The sequence below is a fragment of the Actinomadura rubrobrunea NBRC 15275 genome, from assembly GCF_001552235.1.
Lineage (GTDB): Bacteria > Actinomycetota > Actinomycetes > Streptosporangiales > Streptosporangiaceae > Spirillospora > Spirillospora viridilutea.
Genome location: NZ_BCQU01000052.1, coordinates 1 through 25,441, shown reverse-complemented (window position 1 = coordinate 25,441; position 25,441 = coordinate 1). Strand labels below are relative to the sequence as shown.

Below are 25,441 nucleotides of genomic sequence, written 5' to 3'. Positions count from 1 at the left end.
GCCGCCCCGATGCCCACAGGCCTCTGATGTGCCTGGTTCGTCCGGCGCGGCAGGGCCACACGGTCGCCGAAGAACGCCAGAACTGACGCGACCACGGTCGACGCGATGCCCGGGCGCGCCGCAGAGCGACGCCTCGGCCATGCGGCCGCGCCCGTGGCGGACCCACCGCCGTCGCCCTCCCGCGTCGCGAGAGCTTGCGTCCCCGCATGCCCCATGACGTCCGTCCTCGCCATGGGCGTTCGGTTTTGCTCCCGAAGGGGTGTCTTTTCGGACGGGGCGTTCGCTCGGCTGGGCGGTGCGGGACTTCCCGACCTGCTCATGTGCTCTGACGACTGCGAAGGATCGGGCCGCTTTCCTGGTGGGCCGTTCGGGACGGTCCGCCGACCGTCAGCAGGTCGCCGCGTACCGCCGACAGGCGGCCGGCATGCGACACGGGCGCTTGGGGCGGTGACACGCCGAAGAGACCAAGCCCGATGGAAGGCCGCTAGCAGAGCGAGCAGCACCATGAACGCGTTCGCCGGTCGCTGCGGGACGTCTGAAGCGGCACCCGTTCGGTGGTCGCGTGGACGCTTCCTGTCCGGTGTCAACGCGGCGGGCGGCGGTTGAGCCGGGCCAGGCGGGTGGCGATGCGGTTCATCGTGGCGTCGTCCGGATTCCACCCGCGTCGCAGCAGAGCGGTGAGCAGGGCCTCCATGTACGGGGCGGGCCGGACGAGCAGGTTCTTGGTGACGGGGATGATCTCCCACCCTTCCTCCTTTCGCAGCCACCGGCGGCGGCGTTCGTCATGGGCCCGGGCTCGGGCCTCGGTGTGGTGGCGTTCGCCGTCGTACTCCAGGCCGACGCGGTAGTCCTCATAGCCCAGGTCGATGAACAGCGGCTCGGCGCGGGGTCCGTTGACAGGGATTTGGGTGCGCGGTCGAGGAAAGCCGGTGTCGATGACCATCACCCGCGTCCAGCTCTCTCCCGGGGATGCGGCTCCGGCATCGCCGAGACGCAGTACGTCGCGCAACCGCCGGGCGTTGGGGCTTCCGGCGAGCCCGCGGGCCATGGCCGCCAGGGACGCCGGATCGACGCCGCGCCGCAGGAACTGGTCGAGGGCCGCCACGGCCTCGCGGCGCGGCAGCCAGCGGGCGCAGTCGAGCGCCGTACGCGCCATGGAGGTCACCTTGACGCCGCCCTCCTCGACGATGTCCTCGTCCGACAATTCGTCCCCTGCCTCGCCGTGGCCGGGCAGCGCCACTTCGACGTCCCATCGGCGCTCGTCCACTCCGGGAGGCAGCACGTCCAGGCCCCAGATCCAGGCGGCGGTCCTGCGGGCGATGACCGCGTCCGGCGCCAGGAGACGGCTGATCACGGCCGCTCGGGCGGTCAGGGAGTCGGCCCGCTCGAGAGGAACCGCGGTGTCGACGCCGACGGGGACGGCCAGACCGGACCGGACGCGTCTCCAGGTGAGGTCGGCGGCGCCGGTGCCGGGCGATGCAAGCGCGTTCATGCCGATGATGGTGCGCTCTGGCCGACGCTCTACGGAAGGCACTCCGGAATCTGTGGATAACCTCGCGACGCCCCTGTTGGCGTGTTGTGCACTTCGTCGTCAACGACGGTCCGCCACGAAATCAGAGGCATCACGGCGGGCGGGCTGCCGGCAGCGGGTCGCTTCGTTGCAGCAACGGTTCGACAAGGGCTGCGGGTCCCCCGCGTGAAGCGCGCGATCAGCTGGGTCGAGCTGCGGAGGGCCGTTGATGCGTACGTGTTCCTGAAGGCTCCCGCCGTGCCCCGTGCGGCGGGAGCCTTCCCGGTCGGCCCGCCGCGTCACGATCTGGCCTTCCACTCAGCGGAAGATGATCCTGCACGACTGTGGCGTAGACCACAAGGCTGGCAGGATGACCACCACCCGACAGCTGCTGATCGCAGGCAAGGACGCCCCCGCGCGGTCGGGCCGTACGACGGCGGACCTCGATCCCTACACCGGCGAGACGTTCGCGACGGTCGCCGCCGGGGGTCCCGAGGACGTGGCGCTCGCGGTGGACGCCGCGCAGGCGGCCTTCGAGGGCTGGGCCGACGTCGCCCCCTTCGCCCGCCGGGCGATCTTCCTGAAGGCCGCCGACCTGCTGGAGGAGCGCCGCGAGCAGGCCGCCGCGCTGATGGCCGGCGAGGTCGGCGGCACCCGCCCGTGGGCGTACTTCAACGTGGCCCTGGCCGCCGACATGCTGCGCGAGGCCGCCGCCGCGATCACCGCGCCGCGCGGCGAGGTGCTGGCGGCGCAGGAGGAGGGCGCGCTCGGGCTGGCGGTGCGCGAACCGGTCGGCGTGGTCGCCGCGTTCTCCCCCTGGAACGCCCCGATCATCCTGGGCGTGCGGGCGGTGGCGGCGGCGCTGGCGGCCGGCAACGCCGTGGTGCTCAAACCCAGCGAGAACGCCCCGCTGGCCTGCGGGTACTTCGTCGCCGACGTGCTGCGCGACGCCGGGCTGCCGGACGGGGCGCTCAACGTGGTCAGCAACGACCCGGCCGACGCCGCCTCGGTCGCCGACGCGCTCATCGCCGACCCGCGGGTGCGCGCGGTCAACTTCACCGGCTCGACGGAGGTGGGCCGGATCGTCGGCCAGACGGCGGCCCGCCACCTCAAGCCCGCGCTGCTGGAGCTGGGCGGCAAGAACGCCATCATCGTGCTGGACGACGCCGACGTGGACTACGCGGTCGACGCCGCCGTGTTCGGCGTGTTCATGAACGCCGGGCAGATCTGCATGTCCGGCGACCGGGTGCTGGTGCACGCGTCGCTGGCCGAGGAGTTCACCGCGAAGTTCACCGCGAAGGCGGCGGGGCTGCCGACCGGCGCCCCGTCCGACCCGGCCACCGTGATCGGCCCGCTGATCTCGGCGGACGCGGCGCGCCGCGTGGCGGCCCTGGTCGCGGACGCGGTCTCTCGGGGCGCCCGCGTGCTGGTCGGCGGCGGTGAGCCGGACGGCGCGGTGCACCCGGCGACGGTGCTGACGGACGTGCCCAAGGACGCCGAGCTGTACTACGCCGAGTCGTTCGGCCCGGTCTGCGTCATCGACACGTTCGCCACCGACGACGAGGCCGTGGCGAAGGCCGACGACACCGACAACGGCCTCACCGCCGGGATCATCACCGAGAACGCCACGCACGGGCTGAAGGTGGCGCGGCGTCTGCGCACCGGCATCGTGCACGTCAACGACCAGTCGGTGGCCGACGAGCCGCAGGCCCCGTTCGGCGGGTTCAAGGCGTCCGGGTACGGAAGGTTCGGCGGGCGCTGGGGCATCGAGGCGTTCTCCAACACCCGCTGGCTCACCGTCGCCACCCAGCACGCGCACTATCCGTTCTGACGACGTACGGCGGACCGCCTGTGACGTTCCGGTTTCAGGTGGTGCGGCGACTGATCGCGGTCGGCCGCGGACGGGCGCTGCAGAGGAGCTCTGTGTCGCGCCCGCCTCGGTTCGAGGTTATGGCGCAGCCCGCCGAACGGGTCGGCTCCTGCGGTGGCGTGCTGGACGACGCGGGCGTCCGGCCCGCGGAAGCGTGCCCGGCCCGCCGTGGCGGCGGGCCGGGCGGCGAAGCGGATCAGACGCGGCGGACGGAGACGGTGACCGGGTCGCCGTCGCCGACCTCGCCCTTGTAGGCGTCGGGGCCGGTCTCGCCGAAGCGGAGGTCCTCGGCGAGGGTCTCGCCCGCGATGAACGCCGCGTGCGCCTCCACGGCGGCGGCCACCTCGGACGACCCGTCGACGGCGACGGTGATCCGGTCGGAGATGTGCAGGCCGAGCTCGCGCCGGGCGGTCTGGATGACGCGCACCAGGTCGCGGGCGAGCCCCTCCACGCGCAGCTCCGGCGTGATCTCGGTGTCGAGGACGACGACGCCGTCGCCGATCAGCGCGGCCTGGCCGGAGTCGCGCGGCACCAGGCGGGTCTCGTACTCGCCCTCCTCCAGCTCGACGCCGCCGGCGACGATCCGGCCGTCGCGCTCCTCCCAGTCGCCGCTCTTGACGGCGCGGATGACCTTCTGGGTGTCCTTGCCGAGGCGCGGGCCGAGCACGCGGGGCAGCACGGTGAGCACGCGTTCGGCGTGCTCGGCGGCGTCGTCGCTGAGCTCGACGCGCTTGACGTTCACCTCGTCGGCGACCAGGTCCAGGTACGGGCGGAGCGTGTCGGCGTCGGCCGCGGCGACGGTGAGGGTGCGCAGCGGCAGCCGGACCCGCACGTCGGCGGCCTTGCGCAGCGACAGCGCGGCCGAGCACACCTCGCGGGCGCGGTCCATGCCGTCGGCGAGCGCGTCGTCGGACGGGAAGGCGGCCGCGTCCGGCCAGTCGGTGAGGTGCACCGACTCGCCGCCGGTCAGGCCGCGCCACGCCTTCTCGGTGATCAGCGGCAGCAGCGGCGCGGCGACCCGGAACAGCGTCTCCAGCACCGTGTAGAGGGTGTCGAAGGCGTCGGCGTCGCCGTCCCAGAACCGGGCGCGGGAGCGGCGCACGTACCAGTTGGTCAGCGTGTCGAGGAACTGGCGGATGTGCTGGCAGGCGGCGCCGAGCGCGTAGCCGTCCAGGGCGGCCTGCACGTCCCGCACCAGCCGCCCGGTCTTGACGAGAATGTACCTGTCCAGCACGTGCGGGGAGTCGGTGCGGAACTTCGCCTCGTACGGGGTGGCGTTGGCGTACAGGGCGAAGAAGTGCCAGGCGTTCCACATCGGCTTGATCACCTGGCGGACGGCGTCGCGGATGCCCGCCTCGGTCACCGGCATGTCCCCGCCCGACACCACCGGCGAGCTGAGCAGGAACCACCGCATGGCGTCGGCGCCGTACCGGTCGAACATCTCGTAGACGTCCGGGTAGTTCCGCAGCTTCTTGGACATCTTCCGGCCGTCCTCGCCGAGGAGGATGCCGTGCGCCAGGCAGGTGCGGAACGCGGGCCGGTCGAACAGGGCCGTGGCGAGCACGTGCAGGTAGTAGAACCAGGCGCGGGTCTGGCCCTGGTACTCGACGATGAAGTCGCCCGGGTAGTGGTCGTCGAACCAGTCGCCGTTCTCGAACGGGTAGTGCACCTGCGCGAACGGCATAGAGCCCGACTCGAACCAGCAGTCGAGCACGGCCGGGACGCGCCGCATCATCGACTTGCCGGTCGGGTCGTCGGGGTTGGGCCGCACCAGCTCGTCGACGGTGGGGCGGTGCAGGTCGGCGGGGCGGACGCCGAAGTCGCGCTCGATCTCGTCCAGCGACCCGTACACGTCGACGCGCGGGTAGTTGGGGTCGTCGGACTTCCACACCGGGATCGGCGAGCCCCAGAACCGGTTGCGGCTGATCGACCAGTCCTTGGCGTTCTCCAGCCACTTGCCGAACGCGCCCTTCTTGACGTGCCCGGGCACCCAGTGGATCTCGTCGTTGAGCTCGACCATCCGGTCGCGGAACTTGCTGACGGCCACGAACCAGCTGGACATGGCCTTGTAGATCAGCGGGGTGTCGCAGCGCCAGCAGTGCGGGTAGGAGTGGGCGTACGACTCGTGCCGCAGCAGCGCGCCCCGCTCCCGCAGGTCGCGGATGATCTGCTTGTTGGCCTCGAAGACCTGCTGCCCGGCGTAGTCGGGCACCTGGGAGGTGAAGCGGGCGGCGTCGTCGACGGTGACGACGGTCGGGATGCCCGCGGCGTCGCAGGCCCGCTGGTCGTCCTCGCCGAAGGCGGGCGCCATGTGGACGATCCCGGTGCCGTTGTCGGTGGTGACGAAGTCGCCGGCGAGCACCTGGAACGCGTTCTCGGTGCCGGCGAGGAAGTCGAAGGGCGGCCGGTACCGGCGGCCGACGAGGTCGGCGCCGCGCAGCCGCCGCGCGACGGCGGGCTCGGCGCCTTCGGGGGCGAGCTCCTTGCGGTAGCGGTCGAGGAGGGCCTCGGCGATGACGTACTCCTTGCCCTCGTGGGCGACGACGACGTAGTCGACGTCGGGGGCGACGGCGACGGCGAGGTTGCTGGGCAGCGTCCACGGGGTGGTCGTCCACACCAGCAGGGTCTCGCCGGACTCCAGTTCGAAGCCGACCGTGACGGACGGGTCGACGCGCTCCCGGTAGGAGTCGTCCAGGCCGGTCTCGGCGTTGGACAGCGGGGTCTCGCAGCGCCAGCAGTACGCCAGGACCTGGAAGCCCTCGTAGATCAGGCCCTTGTCGTAGAGGGTCTTGAACGCCCACATGACGCTCTCCATGAAGTCCAGGTCGAGCGTCTTGTAGTCGTTGTCGAAGTCGACCCAGCGGGCCTGGCGGGTCACGTACCGCCGCCACTCCTCCACGTACCGCAGGACCGATTCGCGGCAGGCGTCGTTGAACCGCTTGACGCCCATGTCGAGGATCTCGGTCTTGGTCGTGATGCCGAGCTGCTTCTCCGCCTCGACCTCGGCGGGCAGGCCGTGGCAGTCCCAGCCGAAGCGGCGCTCCACGCGGCGGCCGAGCATCGTGCGGTACCGCGGGACGACGTCCTTGATGTACCCGGTCAGCAGGTGGCCGTAGTGCGGCAGCCCGTTGGCGAACGGCGGCCCGTCGTAGAACACGTACTCGTTGGAGCCCCGCCGCCCGGCCGGACGCGCCTCCACCGAGCGGCGGAAGGTGTCGCCCTCGGCCCAGAGGTCGAGAATCTCGCGCTCGACCTGGGGAAAGGACGGGCTCCCCTCGACCGCGTTCCCTCGGCCGTCCCTGGGATACATGGACGTCACCCTCCTCACGGAATCGCCCGCCCCGCCGAGGGGGCGCGCGGGCACGAAAAGGACCGGCCCTCAGCCGGTCTTCCTGGGGATTGGCGGGGGCCGCGCTCCCGGCGCCCCGTCGCCGGCCGGGTCACCGTCCGGACCTCGGCCGATCACCTCATGATAGCGAGGCTCCGTGCCCGTCTGCGGGGGGACGACCCGCCGCGAAGGAAACGCCCGGCTCGCCGATCGGAGCGAATACTGTGCCGGTATGACCGAGATCGCTGCCGCGCTGGAACGGGCCCTCCCCGCCGGCCGGGTCGTCGCCGACCCCGACGTCCTGGCGTCCTACGCGCACGACCAGGCGGCCTGGGCCCCCTACGAGCCGCCCGCCGCGGTGGTGCGGCCGCGGGAGACCGCCGAGGTGGCGGCGGTGGTGGCGTGCTGCGCCGAGCGCGGCGCGCCGGTCGTGGCGCGCGGGGCGGGCACCGGGCTGTCGGGCGGCGCGAACGCCGTCGCGGGCGGCGTGGTGATCTCGTTCGAGGCGATGGACCGGATCCTGCGGATCGACGCCGACGAGCGGCTGGCCGTGGTGCAGCCGGGCGTGGTGAACGACGATCTGCGCGCGGCGTGCGCCGAGCACGGCCTGTGGTACCCGCCGGACCCGGCCAGTTCCCCGTGGTCGACGATCGGCGGCAACGTCGCCACCAACGCCGGCGGCGTGTGCTGCGTGAAGTACGGCGTCACCCGCGACTACGTGCTCGCCCTGGAGGCGGTCGTGGGACGCGGCGAGGTGGTGCGGGTGGGCCGCCGCACCGCCAAGGGCGTGGCCGGGTACGACCTGGCGGGGCTGCTGGTCGGGTCGGAGGGCACGCTCGGAGTGATCACCGAGGTGACGGTGCGGCTGCGCGGCGCGCGGGCCGCCGAGCGCACCGTCGTGGGCTGCTTCGACGCGCTGACCGACGCGGGACGGGCCGTCGCCGCCGTGACGTCGTCCGGCGTGGTGCCGAGCGCGCTCGAGCTGGTCGACCGGTACTGCCTGCGCGCCGTGGACGACTGGAAGCAGATGGGGCTGAGCGACAGCGGCGACGTGCTGCTGCTGGCGCGGTGCGACGCGCCGGGCGCGGCCGGGGACGAGGAGGCCGCGACGATCGAGGCGTGCTTCGCGTCGGCGGGCGCCGCGTGGAGCGCGCGGTCCACCGACCCGGAGGAGGCCGACGCGCTGTTCGCGGCGCGGCGCCTGGTCTACCCGGCGCTGGAGCGGCTCGGCCCGGTGCTGACCGAGGACGTGTGCGTGCCGCGCATGCTGGTGCCGGAGATGCTGGCCCGGATCGAGCGGATCGGCGCCGAGGAGGAGATCCGGATCGCCAACGTCGCGCACGCCGGGGACGGCAACCTGCACCCGCTGATGATCGTCCCGCCGGGGGACGAGGCGGCGCGGGCGCGGGCGGAGCGGGCGTTCGACCGGATCATCGACGAGGCGCTGGCCCTGGGCGGGACCGTCACCGGCGAGCACGGGGTGGGGCTGCTGAAGATGCGGGGGCTGGCCGACGAGGCCGGTCCGGCGGTGCTGGCCCTGCACCGGGCCGTCAAGGAGGCGTTCGACCCGGCCGGGATCTTCAATCCGGGCAAGGTGTTCCGCTGAGGTTTTGCATCGGTCGTTCCAAAACCTGTTAGCGTGCGGGCATGGCGCGACCGAGGCGGTTCGACGAGGACCGGGCGGTGGACGCGGCGATGCGCGCGTTCTGGACCGCCGGGTACGAGGCGACGTCCACCCAGGACCTGTGCGCGGCGACGGGCCTGGGCCGCAGCAGCATCTACAACACCTTCCGCAGCAAGCGCGACCTGTTCACCCGCGCCCTGCGCCGCTACGCCGAGGCCAAGGACGCGGCGATGATGGAGGTCCTGGACGGCGACCTGCCCGTCCGGGAGAAGGTGCGGGCGCTGATGCGGCACGTGGTCGAGTCGGATCCGGACGACCCGGCGGGCTGCCTGGTGGTCAACGCGACCGTCGAGCTCGGGCAGCGCGACCCCGAGACCGCGGCGTGGCTGCGGCGCAACTACGAGCGGCGGTTCGCGGCGCTGCGCGCGGTGCTCGACCAGGGGCGGCGCACCGGCGAGATCGATCCGGACAAGGACCCCGACGACCTGGCCCATTTCGTCATCGCCGTGCTCGGCGGGATGCGGGTGGCCCAGCGCGGCGGCGCCGACCGCGGCGCCCTCGAGGCGATCGCCCGCACCGCGTTGGACGCGCTGTGACGCCCGCGTTCGGCTGAGCTGCCGCCCGGCCCGCCGAGCCGCCTCTTTTTTCGCGCCAGTTTTGGACTGTTCATCTCAAAACGAGAGGGGGCACCATGCCCGCCGCCGTCTACGTCCTGGGCCTGGCGATCTTCGCCCAGGGCACCTCGGAGCTGATGATCGCCGGGCTGCTGCCCGGCATGGCGGCCGACCTCGGCGTGTCCGTCCCGCGGGCCGGGCTGCTGATCTCGGCGTTCGCCGCCGGGATGCTGGTCGGCGCGCCCGTGCTGGCCGTGCTGACCCTGCGCCGGTCGCGCCGCGCCGCCCTGCTGGCCTTCCTGGCGGTCTTCGCGCTCACCCACGTGGCGGGCGCGCTGGCGCCCGGCTACGGGCTGCTGCTGGCGACCCGCGCGGTCGGCGCGTTCGTGTACGCCGGGTTCTGGGCGGTCGCGTCGGTCACCGCGCTGGGCCTGGTGGCCGAGGACGCGCGCGGCAGGGCGATGAGCGTCGTCGCGGGCGGGCTGACGGTCGCCACCATCGTCGGGCTGCCCGGCGGCACGCTCATCGGGCAGTCCCTGGGCTGGCGGGCGGCGTTCTGGGCGGTGGCCGCGCTGTCGGCGCTCGCCATGGCCGGTGTCATCGCGACGGTGCCCGGCGGTCGCCCCGACCCGGCCGCCGCGCCCCGGGTTCGCGACGAGCTGCGCGTCATGGCCGCCCCTCGCCTGTGGCTCGCCTACGGCACGACGGCCCTGTCCACGGGGGCGCTGCTGGTGACGTTCGGCTACTTGGGCGCGATGCTCACCGACACGACCGGGCTGGCCGAACGGTGGGTGCCGGCCGTGCTCGTGCTGTACGGGGTCGGGTCGCTCGTCGGCATCACGATCGGCGGCCGCACGTCCGACGCGCACCCCTTCGGCACGCTGTACGCGGGCATCTCGGCGACCGTCGCCGTCTCCGCGGCCCTGGCCCTGTCGCTGGGCACGCCCGCCCTGGCCGTGCCGCTGGTCTTCCTGCTGGGCGCGTTCGGCTTCGCCTGCGCCCCGGCGCTGAACACCCGGGTGTTCGCGCTCGCCGGAGCGGCGCCGACGCTGGCCACGGCCGCCAACGTGTCGGCGTTCAACGTCGGGATCACCGCGGGGCCGTGGCTGGGCGGCCTGGCGATCGACGCGGGCGCCGGGTATCCGGCGGTCGGGTGGATCGGCGCCGGGCTGGGCCTGGCCGCGCTCGGCACGGTCGCGCTCGGCGCCGTCCTGGACCGCCGTCCCGCGACGGCGGACGCGGCCGCCGCGGCCGAGCCGGCGCCGCGGACGGCGGGGTGACGGCGCCGGTCAGGCCGGGATCTCGGTGAGGAAGCGGCCCGTGCGCAGGGCGGAGCGGATGCTGTCGCGCAGGGCGTTCTCGGCGCGGCGGGCGTCGTCGGCCAGCCGCCTGATCTCGTCGCGGGCCAGGTCGTGGCCGACGGTGCGGGCCAGCAGGTCCTGGTAGCGGGCGTTCTGCTCGGGCAGCCGCCGCAGCACCTGCCATTCGTGGTAGGCGTCGTCGGCGGAGCGGGCCCGGCGGGCGTACTCCTCCAGCGCCTCGACCCGTTCGGTGATCGCCCGCACCGACAGCTCCAGGGCGCGGCGCTGCGGCTCCAGCAGCTCGCGGACGGGCGCGGTCAGCAGCTCGGGCCGCTGGGCGCGGCGGTCGCGGCGCAGCCGGGTGTGCTCGGCCAGCGCGCACGCGATCGCCCACTCCTGGCGCGGCAGCACCACCGCGTTGTTGACGTCGTCGAGGAGCCCGGCGCCGTGCGCCCGGGACGCCAGCACGGTGTCGATCGCCCGCTGGGCCCGGACCAGCAGCCGGGCCGCGGGCCGGTCGAAGTCGGCGGGCAGCAGGTAGCGGCCGTGGTGCTCGCGGGCGGCCCGGGAGGAGGCGGGCTCCCGCAGGTGCCGCAGCGCGCCGACCGTCCAGGCGACGAAGCTGCCGGCCGCCAGCAGCGCGGCCAGCTCGCCGCGGCCGAGCAGGATCAGGACGATCTGCACGGCCGGGGTGATCATCATGGCGGCCACCGCGGTGCGGCCCCACCGGGACGCCCCGCCCGACAGGTCGTCGTCGTCCAGGGAGGTCAGGAAGAGCACCCGCAGCCAGCCTCCGGGCAGCACGCCGTAGAAGAACGCGAACAGCGGGATCCAGATCGCCCTGCCCAGGATCGTGGCGGCGCTCGCCCGGGCCGGCGGCGGGGCGGGCAGGCTCGCCGGGGTCAGCCGTTCCGGCGCCGCGGCCAGCAGCGCCCGGTCGTCGGTCGGGATCGCCGGATCGAAGACGGGACGGGGACTGTTGTCGTCGGTCATGGGCACTCCCGGCGCTCAGGGAACCATGCAACCGATGCCCTGTCGTTCCTCCCGCATATGGCGGAACTCACTCCAGAATGCCAAATAGGCCCTTCCCCGTGGCGCCCCTCGAACACACCTCCCCGCTTTCTCGCGCTTCCTCGGGCGGTCCGCCGCGGCGGCGCCGTCCCGAGTGGTGGACGGCGGAGCGGGGATATGGAAAATCTCCAGGTTCCCCGCACGGGAGGGAGGCTCGGTGGACCTGGCGCTCGGGCTGACGGCCGTCGTGGTGCTGACCGCCGCGACCGGGTACTTCGTCGCCCAGGAGTTCGTGTTCGTCACCGCCGACCGGCCCGCGCTGAAGGCGCTGGCGGCGGGGGGCGACCGACGCGCCGCCCGGGCCGTGCGGGTGATGGAGCGGCTGTCGTTCATGCTGTCCGGCGCCCAGCTGGGCATCACCGTGACCGCCCTGGTGGTGGGGTTCCTCGCCAAGCCCGCGCTGGCCGACCTGATCGCCCCGGCGCTGGCGGCGGCCGGCGTCCCGGCGGGCGCGGTCGGCGGGTTCGCCGTCGCCGCGGGCCTGGCGCTGGCCACGGTGGTCCAGATGGTGCTGGGCGAGCTGTTCCCGAAGAACCTGGCGCTGGCCAAGGCCGAGCCGCTGGCCCGCGCGCTGGCCCCGTCCACGCTGGTCTACCTGACGGCGGCGGCGCCGCTGATCCGGTTCTTCGACGGCGCGGCCGAGCGGCTGCTGCGCGCGGTCGGCGTCGAGCCGGTGCAGGAGCTGCACCACGGCGCCACGCTGGAGGAGCTCGGCCACATCATCGGCGAGTCCGGCGAGCAGCTGGAGCGCGAGCACGCCGAGCTGCTGGAACGGGCGCTGGCGTTCTCCGACCGCACCGCCGAGGAGGCGATGGTGCCGCGGGTGGACGTGGTGACCGTCCCGGCGGGCACGCCGGTCGCCGACATGGCCGAGGTGATCGCCTCCGCCGGGCACAGCCGCTATCCGGTGGTCGGCGACAGCGTCGACGACGTGCTGGGCGTGGTGGGCCTGGAGGAGCTGGTGCGGCTGGACCCCCGCGCGCGCACCCCCGTGGGGGAGGTGGCGCGGCCCGCGCCGATGCTGCCGACCAGCCTGCCGCTGCCGGACGTGGTGCGGCGGCTGCAGGCCGCGGGGACCGCCGTGGCCTGCGTGATCGACGAGTACGGCGGGTTCGCCGGGCTGATCGCCTGGGAGGACGTGGCCGAGGAGCTGGTCGGGGAGATCGCCGACGAGCTGGACGCGGGCGTCGTCCCGGCGCGGCGGCGCGGCCGGTGGTGGGTCACCGACGCGGGGCTGCGGGTGGACGAGGTGGCGCACGAGACCGGGATCGCGCTGCCCGAGGGCGACTACGAGACGGTCGCCGGGCTGCTGCTGCAACGGCTCGGCCGGGTCGCCGAGCCCGGCGACGTGGTCACCGTGGACCTGCCGCCGTCCCGCCTGGACGAGCCGCCGCGCCGCGCCGTGGTGGAGGTGGTGACGGTGCGCCGGCACGTCCCCGAGACGATCCGCATCCGCGCGGTCCCGGCGGCGCGCGAGGGCCGGGAGAGGAGCGTGGAGTGAACCTGCCGACGGGCCTGGCGGTGACGGCGGCGCTGCTGGCGGGCAACGGGTTCTTCGTCGCCTCGGAGTTCGCGCTGGTGGCGGCCAGGCGGCCGCGGCTGGAGCGGGCCGCGGCGCGCGGCAGCCGGGCGGCCCGGTCGGCGGTGGCGGCGATCCGCGAGCTGTCGCTGATGCTGGCGGGGGCTCAGCTGGGCGTCACCATGTGCTCGCTGGGGCTGGGCCTGGTGTCCGAACCGGTGATCGCGGACAGGCTCGTGCCGCTCGCGCACGCGGCCGGGCTGCCGAGCGCGGCGGCGCACGCCGTGGCGTTCGTGCTCGCGCTGGGCCTGGTGACGTTCCTGCACATGGTGCTGGGCGAGATGGCGCCCAAGTCGTGGGTGATCACGCATCCGGAGCGGTCGGCGATGCTGCTGGCGCCGCCGTTCCGGGCGTTCTCGGCGGTCACCCGCCCGGCGCTGGCGGCGCTGAACGCCGCCACCAACCTGCTGCTGCGGCTGGTGGGCGTGCCGCCGCGGGACACGACGAGCGTGTCGCGCACGCCCGAGCAGCTGCGCAGCCTGGTGATGGAGTCGCGGCGGCTGGGGCTGATCGGGGAGACGGACGTGCGGCTGCTCACCGCCGCCCTGGACGCGCCGCGCGCCCCGCTGGCGAACCTGGTGGTCCCGATCGGCGACATCGTGGCGGTGCCGCCGACCGCCACCCCGCGGGAGATCGTGGACACCGCCGCCCGGCACGGTCTCATCCGCCTCATGGTGCGCGGGATCGCGCCTGGGCGGCCCGCGCGGATGGTGCACGTCCGGGACGCGTACGTGGCGCTCGCCCGGGGCGCCCGGACCACGGCGCGCGACATGGCCCATCCGGTGCCGGCGATGCCGATCGGCACGCCGGTGGCCGGGGCGGTGGCGACGCTGCGCGCCCACCACAGCCGGCTCGGCCTGGTGCTGGCGGCGGACGGCCGTCCCGCCGGGCTGATCAAACTGGACGATCTGCTGACCACGCTGCTCGCTCCGGCCTGACCCGCGGCCCGCCCGAACGCATGTCAACAAGGGTTGACACTTCTCCGCTTGTCAACCTAGATTGACAGCATGGACGACGGAGTGACGCTCGCCAAAGAGGCGGGCAGCCAGGACCCGGCCGTCGGGCTGCGGGCCGTGCGCGCGCTGCGCGAGCTGGCCGAACGGCTGGAGGCGCTGCAGGTGGCCAACGCCCGCGAACGCGGCTGGTCCTGGCAGGAGATCGCGGTGTGCCTGGGGGTGAGCCGCCAGGCGGTCCACAAGAAGTACGGCGGCGGCCGGCGGATCCTGAAGAAGGAGCGATGAGGCGATGTTCGAACGTTTCACCAAGGACGCCCGGGCGGCGGTGACGCTGGCCCAGGAGGAGGCGGTGCGGGAGCTGGGCCACCGGCACATCGGCCCCGAGCACCTGCTGCTCGCCCTCGCCCAGGACGACGGCCCGGCGGGCCGGGCGCTGCGCGGGCACGGCGTGCAGGTCCACGAGCTGCGGGCCCGGCTCGCCCGCGCCGGGGCCGACGACGACCCCCTCGACCCCGAGGCGCTGCGCTCCATCGGCATCGACCTGGACGCGGTGCGCAGGGCGACGGAGGAGACGTTCGGCGAGGGCGCCCTGGACGCCCCGCCCGGCCGGTGGCGCCGCGGCAGGCGGTGGCACGTGCCGTTCAGCAAGGGCGCCAAGAAGTCCCTGGAGCTGGCCCTGCGGCACGCGATCAGGCTCCGGCACAACCGCATCGAGGCCGGCCACCTGCTCCTGGGCGTGCTGCACGACAAGGACTGCCCCGCCGTGCGGATCCTGGAGGCCTCCGGCGTGGCCGTGGACTCCGTGCGCGCCGAGGTGACGCGGCTGATCACCGGCGAGGCCGCCTGACCCGGCCCGGCCGGGGGACGCATGGGCCGGGCGCCGCGGGGTACGGCGCGAGAACCTGCAGCCGACCTCGCGAAGGAGGGCATCATGCGGGTCGTCGTCGTAGGGGCCACCGGCAACGTCGGCACCAGCACCGTGCAGGCGCTGGCCGCCGACGACCAGATCACCTCGATCCTGGGCCTCGCCCGCCGCCGCCCCAAGCTGGAGATCGACAAGACCGAGTGGGTCCGGGCCGACGTCACCGACGCCGACCTGGCCGGCCTGTTCCGCGGCGCGGACGCCGTGGTCCACCTGGCCTGGCTGTTCCAGCCCACCCGGGCCCCGTCGATCACCTGGCGCGTCAACGTGGTGGGCAGCGCCCGCGTGTTCCAGGCGGTGGCGGACGCGGGGGTGCCCGCCCTGGTGTACGCCTCGTCCGTCGGCGCCTACTCCCCCGGCCCCAAGGACCGCCCGGTGGACGAGTCCTGGCCCACGCACAGCTGGCCCGGCGCCGCCTACGGCCGGGAGAAGGCGTACGTGGAGCGGCAGTTGGACGCCTTCCAGGCCGAGCACCCCGGCTGCCGGGTGGTCCGGATGCGGCCGGGGTTCATCTTCAAACGGGAGTCGGCGTCCGGGCAGCGCCGACTGTTCGCCGGGCCGTTCCTGCCGAACCCGCTGGTGCGTCCGGGACTGATCCCGGTGGTCCCGGACGTCCCCGGGCTGCGGTTCCAGGCGCTGCACTCCGACGACGCCGGGGAGGCGTACCGGCTGGCGGTCACCCGGGACGTGCGCGGCCCGTTCAACCTGGCCGCCGACCCGGTGATCGGCCCGGACGAGCTGGCGGAGCTGCTGCACGCCCGCAAGGTCCGGATGCCCGCGCGCGGCGTGCGGGCCGCGCTGACCGTCGCGTGGGAGCTCGGCCTGGTCCCGGCCTCGCCGCAGCTGCTGGACCTCGCCCTGCACCTGCCGATCATGGACGTGTCCCGGGCCCACACCGAGCTGGGCTGGAGGCCCCGCCGCAACGCCCTGGACACGCTGCGGGAGTTCCTCGACGGGCTGCGCAGCGGCGCGGGCCTGGACACGCCCCCGCTGGCGGGCGGCGCCGGCGGGCCGATGCGCCTGCGCGAGCTGGTCACGGGCGTCGGCCGCCGCCCGTAGGCGGCGGGCGCAGGGTCAGGTGCGCGGGACGACGGTGAAGCGGCGCAGCCGCAGCGCCGGGTTCGTCGCGCGGACCTCGGCGATCCGCTGCGCCGACACCGGGGCGACCGCCGTCCCGGTGCCCTCCCCGAGCGACGCCACGACCACGCCCATCGGGTCGACGATCATGCTGTTGCCGGCGCCGGTCGGCCCGTGCTGGTCGGCCGCCGCCACGTAGATCGTGTTCTCGATGGCGCGGGCGCGCACCAGCGTGCGCCAGTGGTCCTCCTTGAGCGGGCCGGGCACCCAGTCGGCGGGCAGGGCCAGCACGTCCACGCCCGCGTCCACCAGCCGCCGCGTCACCTCGGGGAACCGCACGTCGTAGCAGGTCTGCATCCCGAACCGCAGACCGTCGACGGTGAACGTCTCCGGCTCGGCGATCTCACCGGGCCGCACCACGTCCGACTCGCGGAAACCGAACGCGTCGTACAAATGCATCTTGCGGTACGTCGCGGCGATCCCGCCGTCGGGATCGACGGCCACCAGCGTGTTGGAGATGCGGTCGGGATCGTCGACGCGTTCGCCCATCCCGGCGACCACGTGCACGCCGTGCCGCCGGGCCAGCTCGCCGAGCGCGGTGACGAACGGCCCGTCCAACGGCTCGGCGGACGCCACGAACCGTTCGTCGATGCGCGGCGCGGTGAACATGGCGAACTCCGGCAGCACCACGACCCGGGCGCCCCGGGCCGCCGCCTCCTCGACGAGCTTGCGCAGGTCCGCCAGGTTCTGCTCCTTGTCGAGCCCGGGCGCGAACTGCGCGACGGCCACCTGGACCATGGGAATCCCCTCCTTGGAGCCGGTCGGCGGTCAGAGCCGGTCGACGCCGGTGACGCGGATGACCGCCTCCCCCGCCTCGTCCGAGGCTTTCAGATCCACCTCGGCACTGATACCCCAGTCGTGGTGCCCCTCCGGGTCGTCGAAGACCTGCCGGACCCGCCACAGGCCCTCCTCCGGCACCTCCTCGATCATCAGGAGCTTGGGGCCGCGCGCGTCGGGGCCGGTGAGCAGGTCGTCGTGCTCGGCCCAGTAGCCCTCCATCGCCTCGGCCCAGCCGTCGGCGCCGAGGTCCGGGTCCAGCTCGCCCAGCTGCTCGTACTTCTCCAGCGCGGCCAGTTCCACCCGGCGGAACATCGCGTTGCGCACCAGCACCCGGAACGCCCGCGCGTTGGCGGTGACCTTGGCGACCTTCTCCTCGATCGGCTCCTCGACGGGCCCCTCCTCGGGATGGGCCAGCTGCTCCCACTCGTCCAGCAGGCTGGAGTCGACCTGGCGGACCAGCTCGCCCAGCCAGGCGATGAGGTCCATCAGCTCGTCCGTCTTGATCGACTCGGGGACGGTCTGCTGCAGCGCCTTGTAGGCGCTCGACAGGTAGCGCAGCAGCAGCCCCTCCGCCCGCGCGAGCTCGTAGTGGGCGATGTACTCGGTGAACGTCATCGCCCGCTCGTACATGTCCCGCACGATCGACTTGGGGCTGAGCGGATGGTCGGCGACCCACGGGTGCTCGGCCCGGTAGGCCGCGTACGCCGCCTCCAGCTCCTCCTCCAGCGGCTTGGGGTAGGTGACGTCCTGGAGGAGCTCCATCCGCTCCTCGTACTCGATGCCCTCCGCCTTCATCTCGGCGACGGCCTCGCCGCGCGCCTTGTTCTCCTGCGCGGCCAGGATCTGCCGCGGGTCGTCCAGCGTCGCCTCGATCACCGACAGCACGTCCAGCGCGTACGTGGGCGAGGACGGGTCCAGGGTCTCGAACGCGGCCAGCGCGAACGTCGACAGCGCCTGGTTGAGCGCGAAGTCCTCCTGCAGGTCGACGGTGATGCGCGCGTAGCGGCCCTGCTCGTCGGGCTCGTCCAGCACCTCCACCACCCCGGCCTCCAGCAGCGACCGGTAGATCGCGATGGCCCGGGAGATGTGGCGGCGCTGCGCCGCCCGGTCCTCGTGGTTGTCGGTGAGCAGCTTCTTCATCGCCTGGAAGGCGTTGCCCGGCCGGGCGATCACCGACAGCAGCATGGCGTGGCTGACCTGGAACCGCGACTTGAGCTTCTCCGGCTCGGCGGCCTGCAGCTTGCGGAAGGTGTCCTCGTCCCAGCCGACGAAGCCCTCCGGGGGCTTCTTGCGCTGCACCTTGCGCCGCTTCTTGGGGTCGTCGCCCGCCTTGGCGAGGGCCTTGGCGTTCTCCACCACGTGCTCGGGGGCCTGCGCGACCACGTACCCGACGGTGTCGAACCCGGCCCGTCCGGCCCGCCCGGCGATCTGGTGGAACTCGCGGGCCCGCAGCCGGCGCACGCGGTGCCCGTCGTACTTGCTCAGCGCCGTGAACACCACCGTGCGGATCGGCACGTTGACCCCGACGCCCAGAGTGTCGGTCCCGCAGATCACCTTGAGCAGGCCCGCCTGCGCCAGGCGCTCCACCAGCCGCCGGTACTTGGGCAGCATCCCCGCGTGGTGCACGCCGATGCCGTGCCGCACGAACCGCGACAGGTTCCGGCCGAACTTGGTGGTGAACCGGAACCCGCCGATCATCTCGGCGATCCGCTGCTTCTCCTGCTTGGAGCACACGTTGACGCTCATCAGCGCCTGCGCCCGCTCGATCGCCGCGGCCTGGGTGAAGTGCACCAGGTAGATCGGGGCCTTCTGCTCGCTCAGCAGCTCCTCGATCGTCTCGTGCAGCGGCGTGGTGCGGTAGTCGTAGATCAGCGGGACGGGCCGCTCGGCCGACGACACCACCGCGGTCGGCCGCCCCGTCCGCCGGGTCAGGTCCTCCTTGAAGAAGGAGACGTCGCCGAGCGTCGCCGACATCAGCAGGAACTGGGCCTGCGGCAGCTCCAGCAGCGGGATCTGCCACGCCCAGCCGCGCTCGGGCTCGGCGTAGAAGTGGAACTCGTCCATGACGACCACGCCGATGTCGGCGTCGGCGCCGTCGCGCAGCGCGATGTTCGCCAGCACCTCGGCGGTGCAGCAGATGATCGGCGCGTCGGCGTTGACGCTGGCGTCGCCGGTCATCATGCCGACGTTCTCCCGGCCGAACACCTCGCACAGGTCGAAGAACTTCTCCGACACCAGCGCCTTGATCGGCGCGGTGTAGAACCCGACCTCGTCGCGCGCCAGCGCCGTGAACAGCGCCCCCGCCGCCACCAGGCTCTTGCCCGACCCGGTCGGCGTCGCCAGGATCACGTTGGCGCCGGACACGACCTCGATCAGCGCCTCCTCCTGCGTGGGATACAAGGTGATCCCGCGTCCGGACACCCACCGTCCGAACGCCTCGAACAGCGCATCGGGGTCGACGTCGGTACTCGGAGGAAGCTGATCGATGAGTCTCACGTCCTCCATCCTGCCCGTGCCCACAGGGTGCCCGCGCCACGATCCCCCATCATCCGAGGTCGCCCACCGAACGACCCCCGCCCAACGGCACGCGGCACCCGATCAACTCCTCACCACCGGCGACCAGCGGCCGGCGGTCGGCGGTCGGAACGGGTGGCGCTCGAAGTCGAACGCACGTGACCGAGTGTGTGAGCAGCGTGACCTGATGCCGAAGGAGCTTCTTGAGGGGACGGTGCTGGACGGCTACGGAGGACAGGACGACGTCTTCCTGTTCACACCGGACCCCCGTTCTCCAGGCGCGGACTTTGGGGCGGACCTCATCAGCACACCCGAAAGGTGTACCGCGTGCAGCGGCCGTTGCTCGTCTACCCCGGATTTCCGGTCGAACGCGAAACGTCTCCCGGAACGGAAAGGCGAGGGGAACCTGTTGAAGGCGGACGCGGGTACTACCTGGTCGACTCGATCGCCGACCTGATCCGCTCAGGGCATCTCGTGGAGATCTCCGCGGAAAGCCGGATGGGGAGTGACCATGGCGCTGACAGAGGAGGAAGGCGAAGCGAGGCTCCAGGAGATCGCCGCACGGTTGGTCTCCAACCTGCCGGACGGGTGGAAAAGAGCATCGCTCACCTCCGGCCCGAGGGCCACCGGGCCGGAGGCGCGGCCGGCCCGGTGGCCGAGGATGTTACTTTCGGGTTCCCGCGGCGGCGGGCCAGGCGACCGTGAACTCGTACTGCACGATCGGGCTGGGGTTGCCCGCCCGGTCGACGCCGCGCACGTAGAGGCTCTGCCAGCCGGCGCGGACCGGGGTGTAGGTGACGGTTGCCGAGCCGCCCGGCCGGTCGGCGGGCACCGGCCTCAGGACATCCGGCGAATCCCCGTAGTGGAACTCGACGATGTCATCCACCCCGTTGGCGGTGAATGTGAACGTGCCGGGGATCCCGATTCCGCCGTGCTCGCCGGTCGGCGGGTAGTCGTCGGAGGTCACCGTCGGCCCCCTGTCCGGCCGGGTCGCGTCCACGGTGAACTCGCACCAGTCCGACCATGGCCCGGTGGTCACGTAGTCGTACCCCTGGACCCGCCAGGCGTAGGTTTCGCCGTCCTTGAGCTGGCCCTCCGGGACGGTGACGGAGAAGTTCGCGCCGGAGCTGCCCGTCCAGGACTCCGCGCCGCCGATCCGTTCCCCGCCGGGCCGCCACCACTCAAAGCGGCCCGTCACGAGGTCCCCGCCGCCGGTCTCGTTCCGGTCGGGGTCGGTGATCGTCGCGTTGAGCTGCGGAGCGGTCTGCGAGACCCACATCCGGTCCGGGCCGCACGGCTTGAAGTGCGAGAGCATGCTGAGCGCGGTCGGCTTGTCGGGCGCCTTGTTGTAGGTCACCGAGATGATCGGGGTGTTGCTGAGGGTCTTGTAGCTGCGCGGGTCGGACTCGTCGGCGGCCCGGATGCCGAGGGTGAGTTGCGTCTGCCCGGCCGCGACCGCGTCGCGCACGATCTCGGCGAGGTCGGCCTCGAGCCAGTGTCCCGAGCAGGTGCCAGACGTCGGTCCCGCGTTCTTAAGCCAGGCCGGCTGCCGCTTCCATGTCGTGGCGGCGTCGATGTCGCCGGTCGCCCACACTTCGGGCGCCGGTGTGTCACAGGAGACCGCCGAGACGACCGGGTGCTCCAGCATTGCGGCCTGGACCGTCGCTCCGGCCAGCGGCCGCAGGTCCATGCGGAAGAACGAACGGTACGTCGTCCTCGCCCTGACGCTTCTTCCCACGGGGGCGTCGCCGGTGGGGTTCCACGACGGTGTGTTCGGGAACCGCTTGGAGACCGTGGCCCAGTCTGTCCGCTTCACCGCCACGATCTGCTCCAGGACCCGGGGCGGTTCCTGCTCGGCCTTGGCCCCTGGCGTCCCCGCGACCGTGACCGCCAGCAGTGACGCCAGGGCGGCCCCCACCACGCTTCGCCTGCTCCTCATCCGTTTCTCCCAAAGAGTGGCTTAGCGGGGCTTACGCGATAGAAGACGCCTGAGCGGCTCCGCGGGAGGGCAGCGACCGCCCTTGGCGTCCAAAAGCGGACAATTCATCCTGATCGGTCATCCTGATCGCGTGAGGCCTTTCCGAGGGCGCCTGGCCGCCCGCCTGGTGCCCGGTCATACGGATGCGTGACCGCTTGATTCCATGTCATGCGCCTATGTCAGGATTTACTGCAACGATTGCTATGAGTCAGGCAATGGGCGATGCCCGGCGCGATTTCGTGCGCAGCCCGCTCGACTGTTTCGAACATTGAAGCCGAGCGACACCGTCTCCAAGAAGACCACGCGAGGATCATCGACGGGTCCTGCGGTACTGGACGGCTGCTAGAGCCGATCCTCTGGTACGCCCGCATGGGCCGCGACCTCGAGCGGCTTCGACAGTTCATCCAGTACGAGAGGCCGGCGAATTCCATCCGGTGGTACCACGGGCAGGTTCTGCCGCTTCCACTACAGACCGACGAGTACACCTGGGCGCTCGTTCAGCCGACCAAGCACAAGGATCTCGACAAAGTTCATGCCGGACGCCTCGAACGCAAGCGATGCATCCTGACCAACGACCACCTCGCGAGCCTCTGGTTTCTCATCGACGAAGCTGTCCTTGCGCGCCCCATCGGCGGGCGGGACGTCATGCGGGCGCAGCTCGCTCATCTGCGGGAGATGGCCGATCGCCGGGACGTCATCCTGCGCGTCGTGCCCTTCGAGGCAGGCGAGTACCAGGGGATGGACGGCCCGATACAGATCATCAGCCAGGAGTCTCGCGACGTCGCGTACTCAGGCGCTCAGGGGGCGGCCGCTTGATCGAAGCGCCGAGCGAAGTCAGAGAGATAGAGGATACGTTCCACCGTATCGGCGCGAAGGCCCTGGCAGAGGACGGCTCTCGCAATCTTATTGATCAGTACTTGAAGAGGCATCCATGAGTGTGCGGTGGCGCAAGAGCTCCCACAGCGGCGTGATCAACGACGAGGCATGCGTCGAGGTCGCCGTGCTGCAACAAGGAGTCGGTCTGCGAGACTCTAAGAACCCTGAAGCAGGACACCTGCCTCTATCCAGCACGCAGTTCGCAGCTCTCGTTGAGAGGATCAAGAACGGAACGCTCGATCGACTCCATGAACAGGGACGTCTGCCCCCTGCACTGGACACGCAACAGGAGCGCCGCGGCAGACAGCCAGCGATCAGCAAGCCACGCTAGCTCGATCGGCACGGAGATGCTTCCATGAGTGTGCGGTGGCGCAAGAGCTCCCACAGCGGCGTGATCAACGACGAGGCATGCGTCGAGGTCGCGGGCCTGTCGCAGGGCATCGGCCCGCGAGACTCCAAAGCTCCGGCAGCGGTACACCTCACCGTCTCCCGCGCAGAGTTCGCCGTTCTGCTCGAGCGCATCAAGGACGGAGACTTCGGCCGCCTCCCCTGACACTTGCCCGTCCCTGTGGCGGCGTGGGGGCACAGCGCCTTGCTTCGGGCGCTGTGCGCGTTGACGGCTAGAGGGACGCGGGTTATTCCTCGCCTGAGAAACGCTCCCAGGCCGCCTGGCGGGAGATGCCCAGGGCCTTTCCGATCCTCGCCCAGGTCACTCCTCGCCGGCGCAGCTCCTGGACCCAGGAGCGCAGGTTGGCTTCGACCTGATCGGCCGCCGCCAACACGCGTGGGATGTGGTCGAGCATCTGCTCGTCCGTCATCGACTCCCACATCGGCAGGCGGATCTCGACCGGCTTGTCGCGGTACTCCTCGATGATGGCCGCGGACAGGTCCACGCACTCGTTGCAGATGTTCAGGCCGGGTCCGGCGACCAGCTTGGCCACCTCCGTGTGCGGCTTGTTGCAGAACGAACAGCGGAGGTCCTCGGACGGCGTGCTCAACGTTCTCACTTCGCCCTCCTGTCAGGGTTGCCTTGACATGATCATAGGAGCGTCAAGGTTTCCTTGACAAGCTGCGTCTCGGGAAGCGTTCTGCGGGCATTCGAGCGTGCATGGGGGTGCCGGCGTTCTCGGAGCGGTAGGGCTGGGGGTGTGAAGGGGTTCGCGCGGCGGGAGTTCCAGCTTGTTCTGCTTCGGCGGATGGCCGACTACCAGCCCGATCTGGTCGCGGAGGCGATGCGGTCACTGGGGGCCTCACGGACCGAGATGCGGGAGGTGAACGCCCGCTGGCAGCGCATCGTGCGGTCGCGGACGTTTCCGCGTGGGCGGGGCCGGTACGAGGCCGTGTTGGGTCCGCCGCTCGACACGAGGCGACGTCGGATCGGTGACGTCGAGTGCGAGGTGGCGTGGTGGCCGCCGTTCTCGCTGTGGCCGGATCTGCGGTTCGAGATCCTGGTCGGCCCGAACGGGGCGGTGCTGCATGAGTGGCTGGTCAGGGACGACGAGGCGACGGCACCTGAGGTGAAGGACGTCGCGGATCTCCGGCCGTGGAGCTGTGTCGTCGGCGACCTGGAGCGGTGCTTCGACGTCGTGCAGCATCATCCGGGCGAGGCGCCGAGCCGCTGGCACGTGACGTTCACGACGTCCGACCGGGAGTCGTACGTGGCCCACTTCGTGTGGGGCCTGCTCCAGGACGTCGTCAGCGTCGGCTGAGCGTCTCGGGGTCAGCGCAGGCCGGCGAGGAAGGCGTCGACGAGTCCGTCGATGAAGTCGTCGTCCACCGGTTCGCCGGTGACCAGGACGCGGTAGTAGACGGGCCCGACGAGCCGTTCGGTCTCGGCGGCCACGTCCAGGTCGGGGGGCAGTTCGCCGCGCCGTGCCGCGCGTTCCAGCGGCAGGCGGTCCAGGGCGCGCTGGCGGTCGAGGCAGCGGGCGCGGAAGTCGGCGGCGAACGCCGGGTCGTGCTGGGCCTGGGCGATCAGCGCGCGGAACACGGCGCCCGCGTCGGTGCGCCCGAGGAAGAAGGACAGCCAGCGCAGGTAGGCGCGCAGGTCGCGGGCGAGGTCGCCGTGGTCGGGCGGCGTCAGGTCCTCGGCGAGGTCCTGCAGGAACGCCTCCACCAGGATGTCGGTCTTGGTCTTCCACCAGCGGTAGACGGTCTGCTTGGCGACGCCGGCGCGCGCGGCGATGCCCTCGATCGTGACCCCCGCGAACCCCTTCTCGACGAGCAGGTCGTCGGCGGCCTCGAGGACGGCCCGGCGGGCCTCCTCGCTGCGGCCGTGCCGGTTGCCGTGGTGCCGCCGGGCGGTGTGCGCTGCGCCTGTCATGTGCCGCAGGATAGACCCGGCTAGACTAGACGCAACGTTGCGTCTACTCTGACGCGCATGACGTACGCCAACACGCTCGCCGACCCGCGGGTCGCGCACGCTCTCGACCGGATGTTCGCGGCCGCCGACCGCGACAAGGAGGCCCTGGCCGCAGCCGATCTCGACGCCTTCGCCGCGATGACCGCGCACGAACGCGCCGACGCCGCCTCGGACGTCTACATGCCCGTCTCGGAGGCGGGAGGCAGGCTCCTCTACAGCCTGGTGCGCGCCGTCCGACCGAGCACCGTGGTGGAGTTCGGCACGTCGTTCGGCATCTCCACCCTGTTCCTGGCCGCCGCGGTGCGCGACAACGGCACCGGACGCGTCGTGACCACGGAGCTCAGCCCGGACAAGGCGGCCGCGGCGCGCCGCACCTTCGCCGAGACCGGCCTGGACGACGTGATCACTCTCTTGGAGGGGGACGCGCTGGAGACCCTGGCGGCCCTCGACGAACCCGCCGGGTTCGTCCTTCTCGACGGCTGGAAGGAGCTGTATCTGCCGGTGCTGCGGGTGCTGGAGCCGCGCCTGGCGCCCGGCACCCTCGTCGTCGGCGACGACGTCACCATGCCCGACGTGGCGCCCTATCTGGAGTACGTCCGCGACCCCGCCAACGGGTACCACAGTGCGACGTTCCCCGTGGAGGACGGCATGGAGATCAGCTGCCGTCTTTGACCGGTTCCGATGACACCGCCGCTTGCACCCCGAGTTGAGGTTTTCGAGGGGATGAACCCCCGACGATCAGGGGGAATGCCACCGAAAGTCCCAACCAGCACTTCAATGAGACGATTGAAGTGCACGAAAACGCAGAAAAGGGGTGCCGGTGAAATTCGTTCTCGAAGTCGATATGGGCGAGACCGCTTTCGACGGGAAGGCCGCCGAGGAGCTGGGGCGCATCCTGCGGTACTGGGGCGGGAACCTGAAGCACTACGCCCTGCAGCCCGGTGACGGGTGCGACATCTACGACTCGGCGTACCGGACGGTCGGACGGTGGGAGATCGTCCAGGACGCGACAGAGAGGT

General features: G+C 72.2%; 22 protein-coding genes. 14 read left to right on the top strand and 8 right to left on the bottom strand.

The features are described 5' to 3' along the window. Positions 1 to 583: 583 nt before the first annotated feature. Positions 584 to 1,492: a type IV toxin-antitoxin system AbiEi family antitoxin gene (locus tag AR3_RS17295; RefSeq protein WP_067915253.1), complete on the bottom strand. Its 909-nt coding sequence runs from the start codon at positions 1,490 to 1,492 to the stop codon at positions 584 to 586. A 388-nt stretch (positions 1,493 to 1,880) separates the two neighbouring features. On the opposite strand from AR3_RS17295, the gene AR3_RS17290 reads away from it, so the two are divergent. After that, positions 1,881 to 3,341, top strand: coding sequence for an aldehyde dehydrogenase family protein (locus AR3_RS17290; protein ID WP_067915252.1), 1,461 nt, complete (start codon positions 1,881 to 1,883; stop codon positions 3,339 to 3,341). 235 nt (positions 3,342 to 3,576) lie between these two features. On the opposite strand, the gene ileS is transcribed toward AR3_RS17290, so the two are convergent. Beyond that, the gene (gene ileS / locus AR3_RS17285; protein WP_067915251.1) at positions 3,577 to 6,690 is read right to left on the bottom strand and encodes an isoleucine--tRNA ligase; all 3,114 of its coding nucleotides are present in this window, start codon (positions 6,688 to 6,690) and stop codon (positions 3,577 to 3,579) included. A gap of 250 nt (positions 6,691 to 6,940) precedes the next feature. Here ileS and AR3_RS17280 point away from each other — a divergent pair, with 250 nt between their 5' ends. The 3 genes from AR3_RS17280 to AR3_RS17270 all read left to right on the top strand — a co-directional run bounded on the left by AR3_RS17280 (position 6,941) and on the right by AR3_RS17270 (position 10,226). Further along, the gene (locus AR3_RS17280) at positions 6,941 to 8,314 is read left to right on the top strand and encodes an FAD-binding oxidoreductase (RefSeq protein WP_067915250.1); all 1,374 of its coding nucleotides are present in this window, start codon (positions 6,941 to 6,943) and stop codon (positions 8,312 to 8,314) included. 41 nt (positions 8,315 to 8,355) lie between these two features. Next, positions 8,356 to 8,928: a TetR/AcrR family transcriptional regulator gene (locus AR3_RS17275; protein ID WP_067915249.1), complete on the top strand. Its 573-nt coding sequence runs from the start codon at positions 8,356 to 8,358 to the stop codon at positions 8,926 to 8,928. A 95-nt stretch (positions 8,929 to 9,023) separates the two neighbouring features. Further along, positions 9,024 to 10,226 carry a Cmx/CmrA family chloramphenicol efflux MFS transporter gene (locus AR3_RS17270; RefSeq protein ID WP_067915248.1) on the top strand — a complete coding sequence of 401 codons (1,203 nt, stop codon included), beginning with the start codon at positions 9,024 to 9,026 and terminating at the stop codon, positions 10,224 to 10,226. Positions 10,227 to 10,235: 9 nt separating this feature from the next. Here AR3_RS17270 and AR3_RS17265 read toward each other — a convergent pair whose 3' ends face one another. Then, the gene (locus AR3_RS17265) at positions 10,236 to 11,240 is read right to left on the bottom strand and encodes a hypothetical protein (protein WP_067915247.1); all 1,005 of its coding nucleotides are present in this window, start codon (positions 11,238 to 11,240) and stop codon (positions 10,236 to 10,238) included. 235 nt (positions 11,241 to 11,475) lie between these two features. Between AR3_RS17265 and AR3_RS17260 the strand changes: the two genes are divergently transcribed. From AR3_RS17260 to AR3_RS17240, 5 genes are all read left to right on the top strand, one after another. After that, a complete protein-coding gene (locus AR3_RS17260; protein ID WP_067915246.1) occupies positions 11,476 to 12,819 on the top strand; it encodes a hemolysin family protein in 1,344 nt (447 codons plus the stop codon). Continuing rightward, positions 12,816 to 13,835 carry a CNNM domain-containing protein gene (locus AR3_RS17255; protein ID WP_067915245.1) on the top strand — a complete coding sequence of 340 codons (1,020 nt, stop codon included), beginning with the start codon at positions 12,816 to 12,818 and terminating at the stop codon, positions 13,833 to 13,835. Before AR3_RS17260 ends, AR3_RS17255 begins: the two co-directional genes overlap by 4 nt. Positions 13,836 to 13,904: 69 nt before the next feature. Further along, positions 13,905 to 14,138: a helix-turn-helix domain-containing protein gene (locus AR3_RS17250; RefSeq protein WP_067915244.1), complete on the top strand. Its 234-nt coding sequence runs from the start codon at positions 13,905 to 13,907 to the stop codon at positions 14,136 to 14,138. A 4-nt stretch (positions 14,139 to 14,142) separates the two neighbouring features. Beyond that, positions 14,143 to 14,700 carry a Clp protease N-terminal domain-containing protein gene (locus AR3_RS17245; protein WP_067915243.1) on the top strand — a complete coding sequence of 186 codons (558 nt, stop codon included), beginning with the start codon at positions 14,143 to 14,145 and terminating at the stop codon, positions 14,698 to 14,700. Positions 14,701 to 14,784: 84 nt separating this feature from the next. Next, complete coding sequence (locus tag AR3_RS17240) at positions 14,785 to 15,834, top strand: NAD-dependent epimerase/dehydratase family protein (RefSeq protein ID WP_067915242.1); 1,050 nt, start codon at positions 14,785 to 14,787, stop codon at positions 15,832 to 15,834. Positions 15,835 to 15,849: 15 nt separating this feature from the next. On the opposite strand, the gene AR3_RS17235 is transcribed toward AR3_RS17240, so the two are convergent. From AR3_RS17235 to AR3_RS17225, 3 genes are all read right to left on the bottom strand, one after another. Beyond that, positions 15,850 to 16,650: a carbon-nitrogen hydrolase family protein gene (locus AR3_RS17235; RefSeq protein ID WP_067915241.1), complete on the bottom strand. Its 801-nt coding sequence runs from the start codon at positions 16,648 to 16,650 to the stop codon at positions 15,850 to 15,852. 30 nt (positions 16,651 to 16,680) lie between these two features. After that, positions 16,681 to 19,197, bottom strand: coding sequence for a DEAD/DEAH box helicase (locus AR3_RS17230; RefSeq protein ID WP_067915270.1), 2,517 nt, complete (start codon positions 19,195 to 19,197; stop codon positions 16,681 to 16,683). 673 nt (positions 19,198 to 19,870) lie between these two features. Beyond that, a complete protein-coding gene (locus tag AR3_RS17225; protein WP_146150189.1) occupies positions 19,871 to 21,145 on the bottom strand; it encodes a DNRLRE domain-containing protein in 1,275 nt (424 codons plus the stop codon). Positions 21,146 to 21,406: 261 nt separating this feature from the next. Here AR3_RS17225 and AR3_RS17215 point away from each other — a divergent pair, with 261 nt between their 5' ends. The 3 genes from AR3_RS17215 to AR3_RS17210 all read left to right on the top strand — a co-directional run bounded on the left by AR3_RS17215 (position 21,407) and on the right by AR3_RS17210 (position 22,613). Next, entirely contained in the window at positions 21,407 to 22,000 is a 594-nt protein-coding gene (locus AR3_RS17215) for a DUF5753 domain-containing protein (RefSeq protein ID WP_106258303.1), read from the top strand. 115 nt (positions 22,001 to 22,115) lie between these two features. Continuing rightward, entirely contained in the window at positions 22,116 to 22,391 is a 276-nt protein-coding gene (locus tag AR3_RS29795; RefSeq protein WP_083951623.1) for a DUF397 domain-containing protein, read from the top strand. A gap of 24 nt (positions 22,392 to 22,415) precedes the next feature. Next, positions 22,416 to 22,613 (top strand): DUF397 domain-containing protein, encoded by a 198-nt coding sequence (locus tag AR3_RS17210; RefSeq protein ID WP_067915237.1) that lies wholly within the window; start codon positions 22,416 to 22,418, stop codon positions 22,611 to 22,613. 82 nt (positions 22,614 to 22,695) lie between these two features. On the opposite strand, the gene AR3_RS17205 is transcribed toward AR3_RS17210, so the two are convergent. Then, entirely contained in the window at positions 22,696 to 23,067 is a 372-nt protein-coding gene (locus tag AR3_RS17205) for a ClpX C4-type zinc finger protein (RefSeq protein WP_067915236.1), read from the bottom strand. Between the two features lie 189 nt (positions 23,068 to 23,256). Between AR3_RS17205 and AR3_RS17200 the strand changes: the two genes are divergently transcribed. Further along, positions 23,257 to 23,769: a hypothetical protein gene (locus AR3_RS17200; RefSeq protein WP_067915269.1), complete on the top strand. Its 513-nt coding sequence runs from the start codon at positions 23,257 to 23,259 to the stop codon at positions 23,767 to 23,769. 11 nt (positions 23,770 to 23,780) lie between these two features. On the opposite strand, the gene AR3_RS17195 is transcribed toward AR3_RS17200, so the two are convergent. After that, positions 23,781 to 24,383, bottom strand: coding sequence for a TetR/AcrR family transcriptional regulator (locus AR3_RS17195; protein ID WP_067915235.1), 603 nt, complete (start codon positions 24,381 to 24,383; stop codon positions 23,781 to 23,783). 57 nt (positions 24,384 to 24,440) lie between these two features. Between AR3_RS17195 and AR3_RS17190 the strand changes: the two genes are divergently transcribed. Next, a complete protein-coding gene (locus AR3_RS17190) occupies positions 24,441 to 25,094 on the top strand; it encodes an O-methyltransferase (protein WP_067915234.1) in 654 nt (217 codons plus the stop codon). Positions 25,095 to 25,441: the final 347 nt, after the last annotated feature.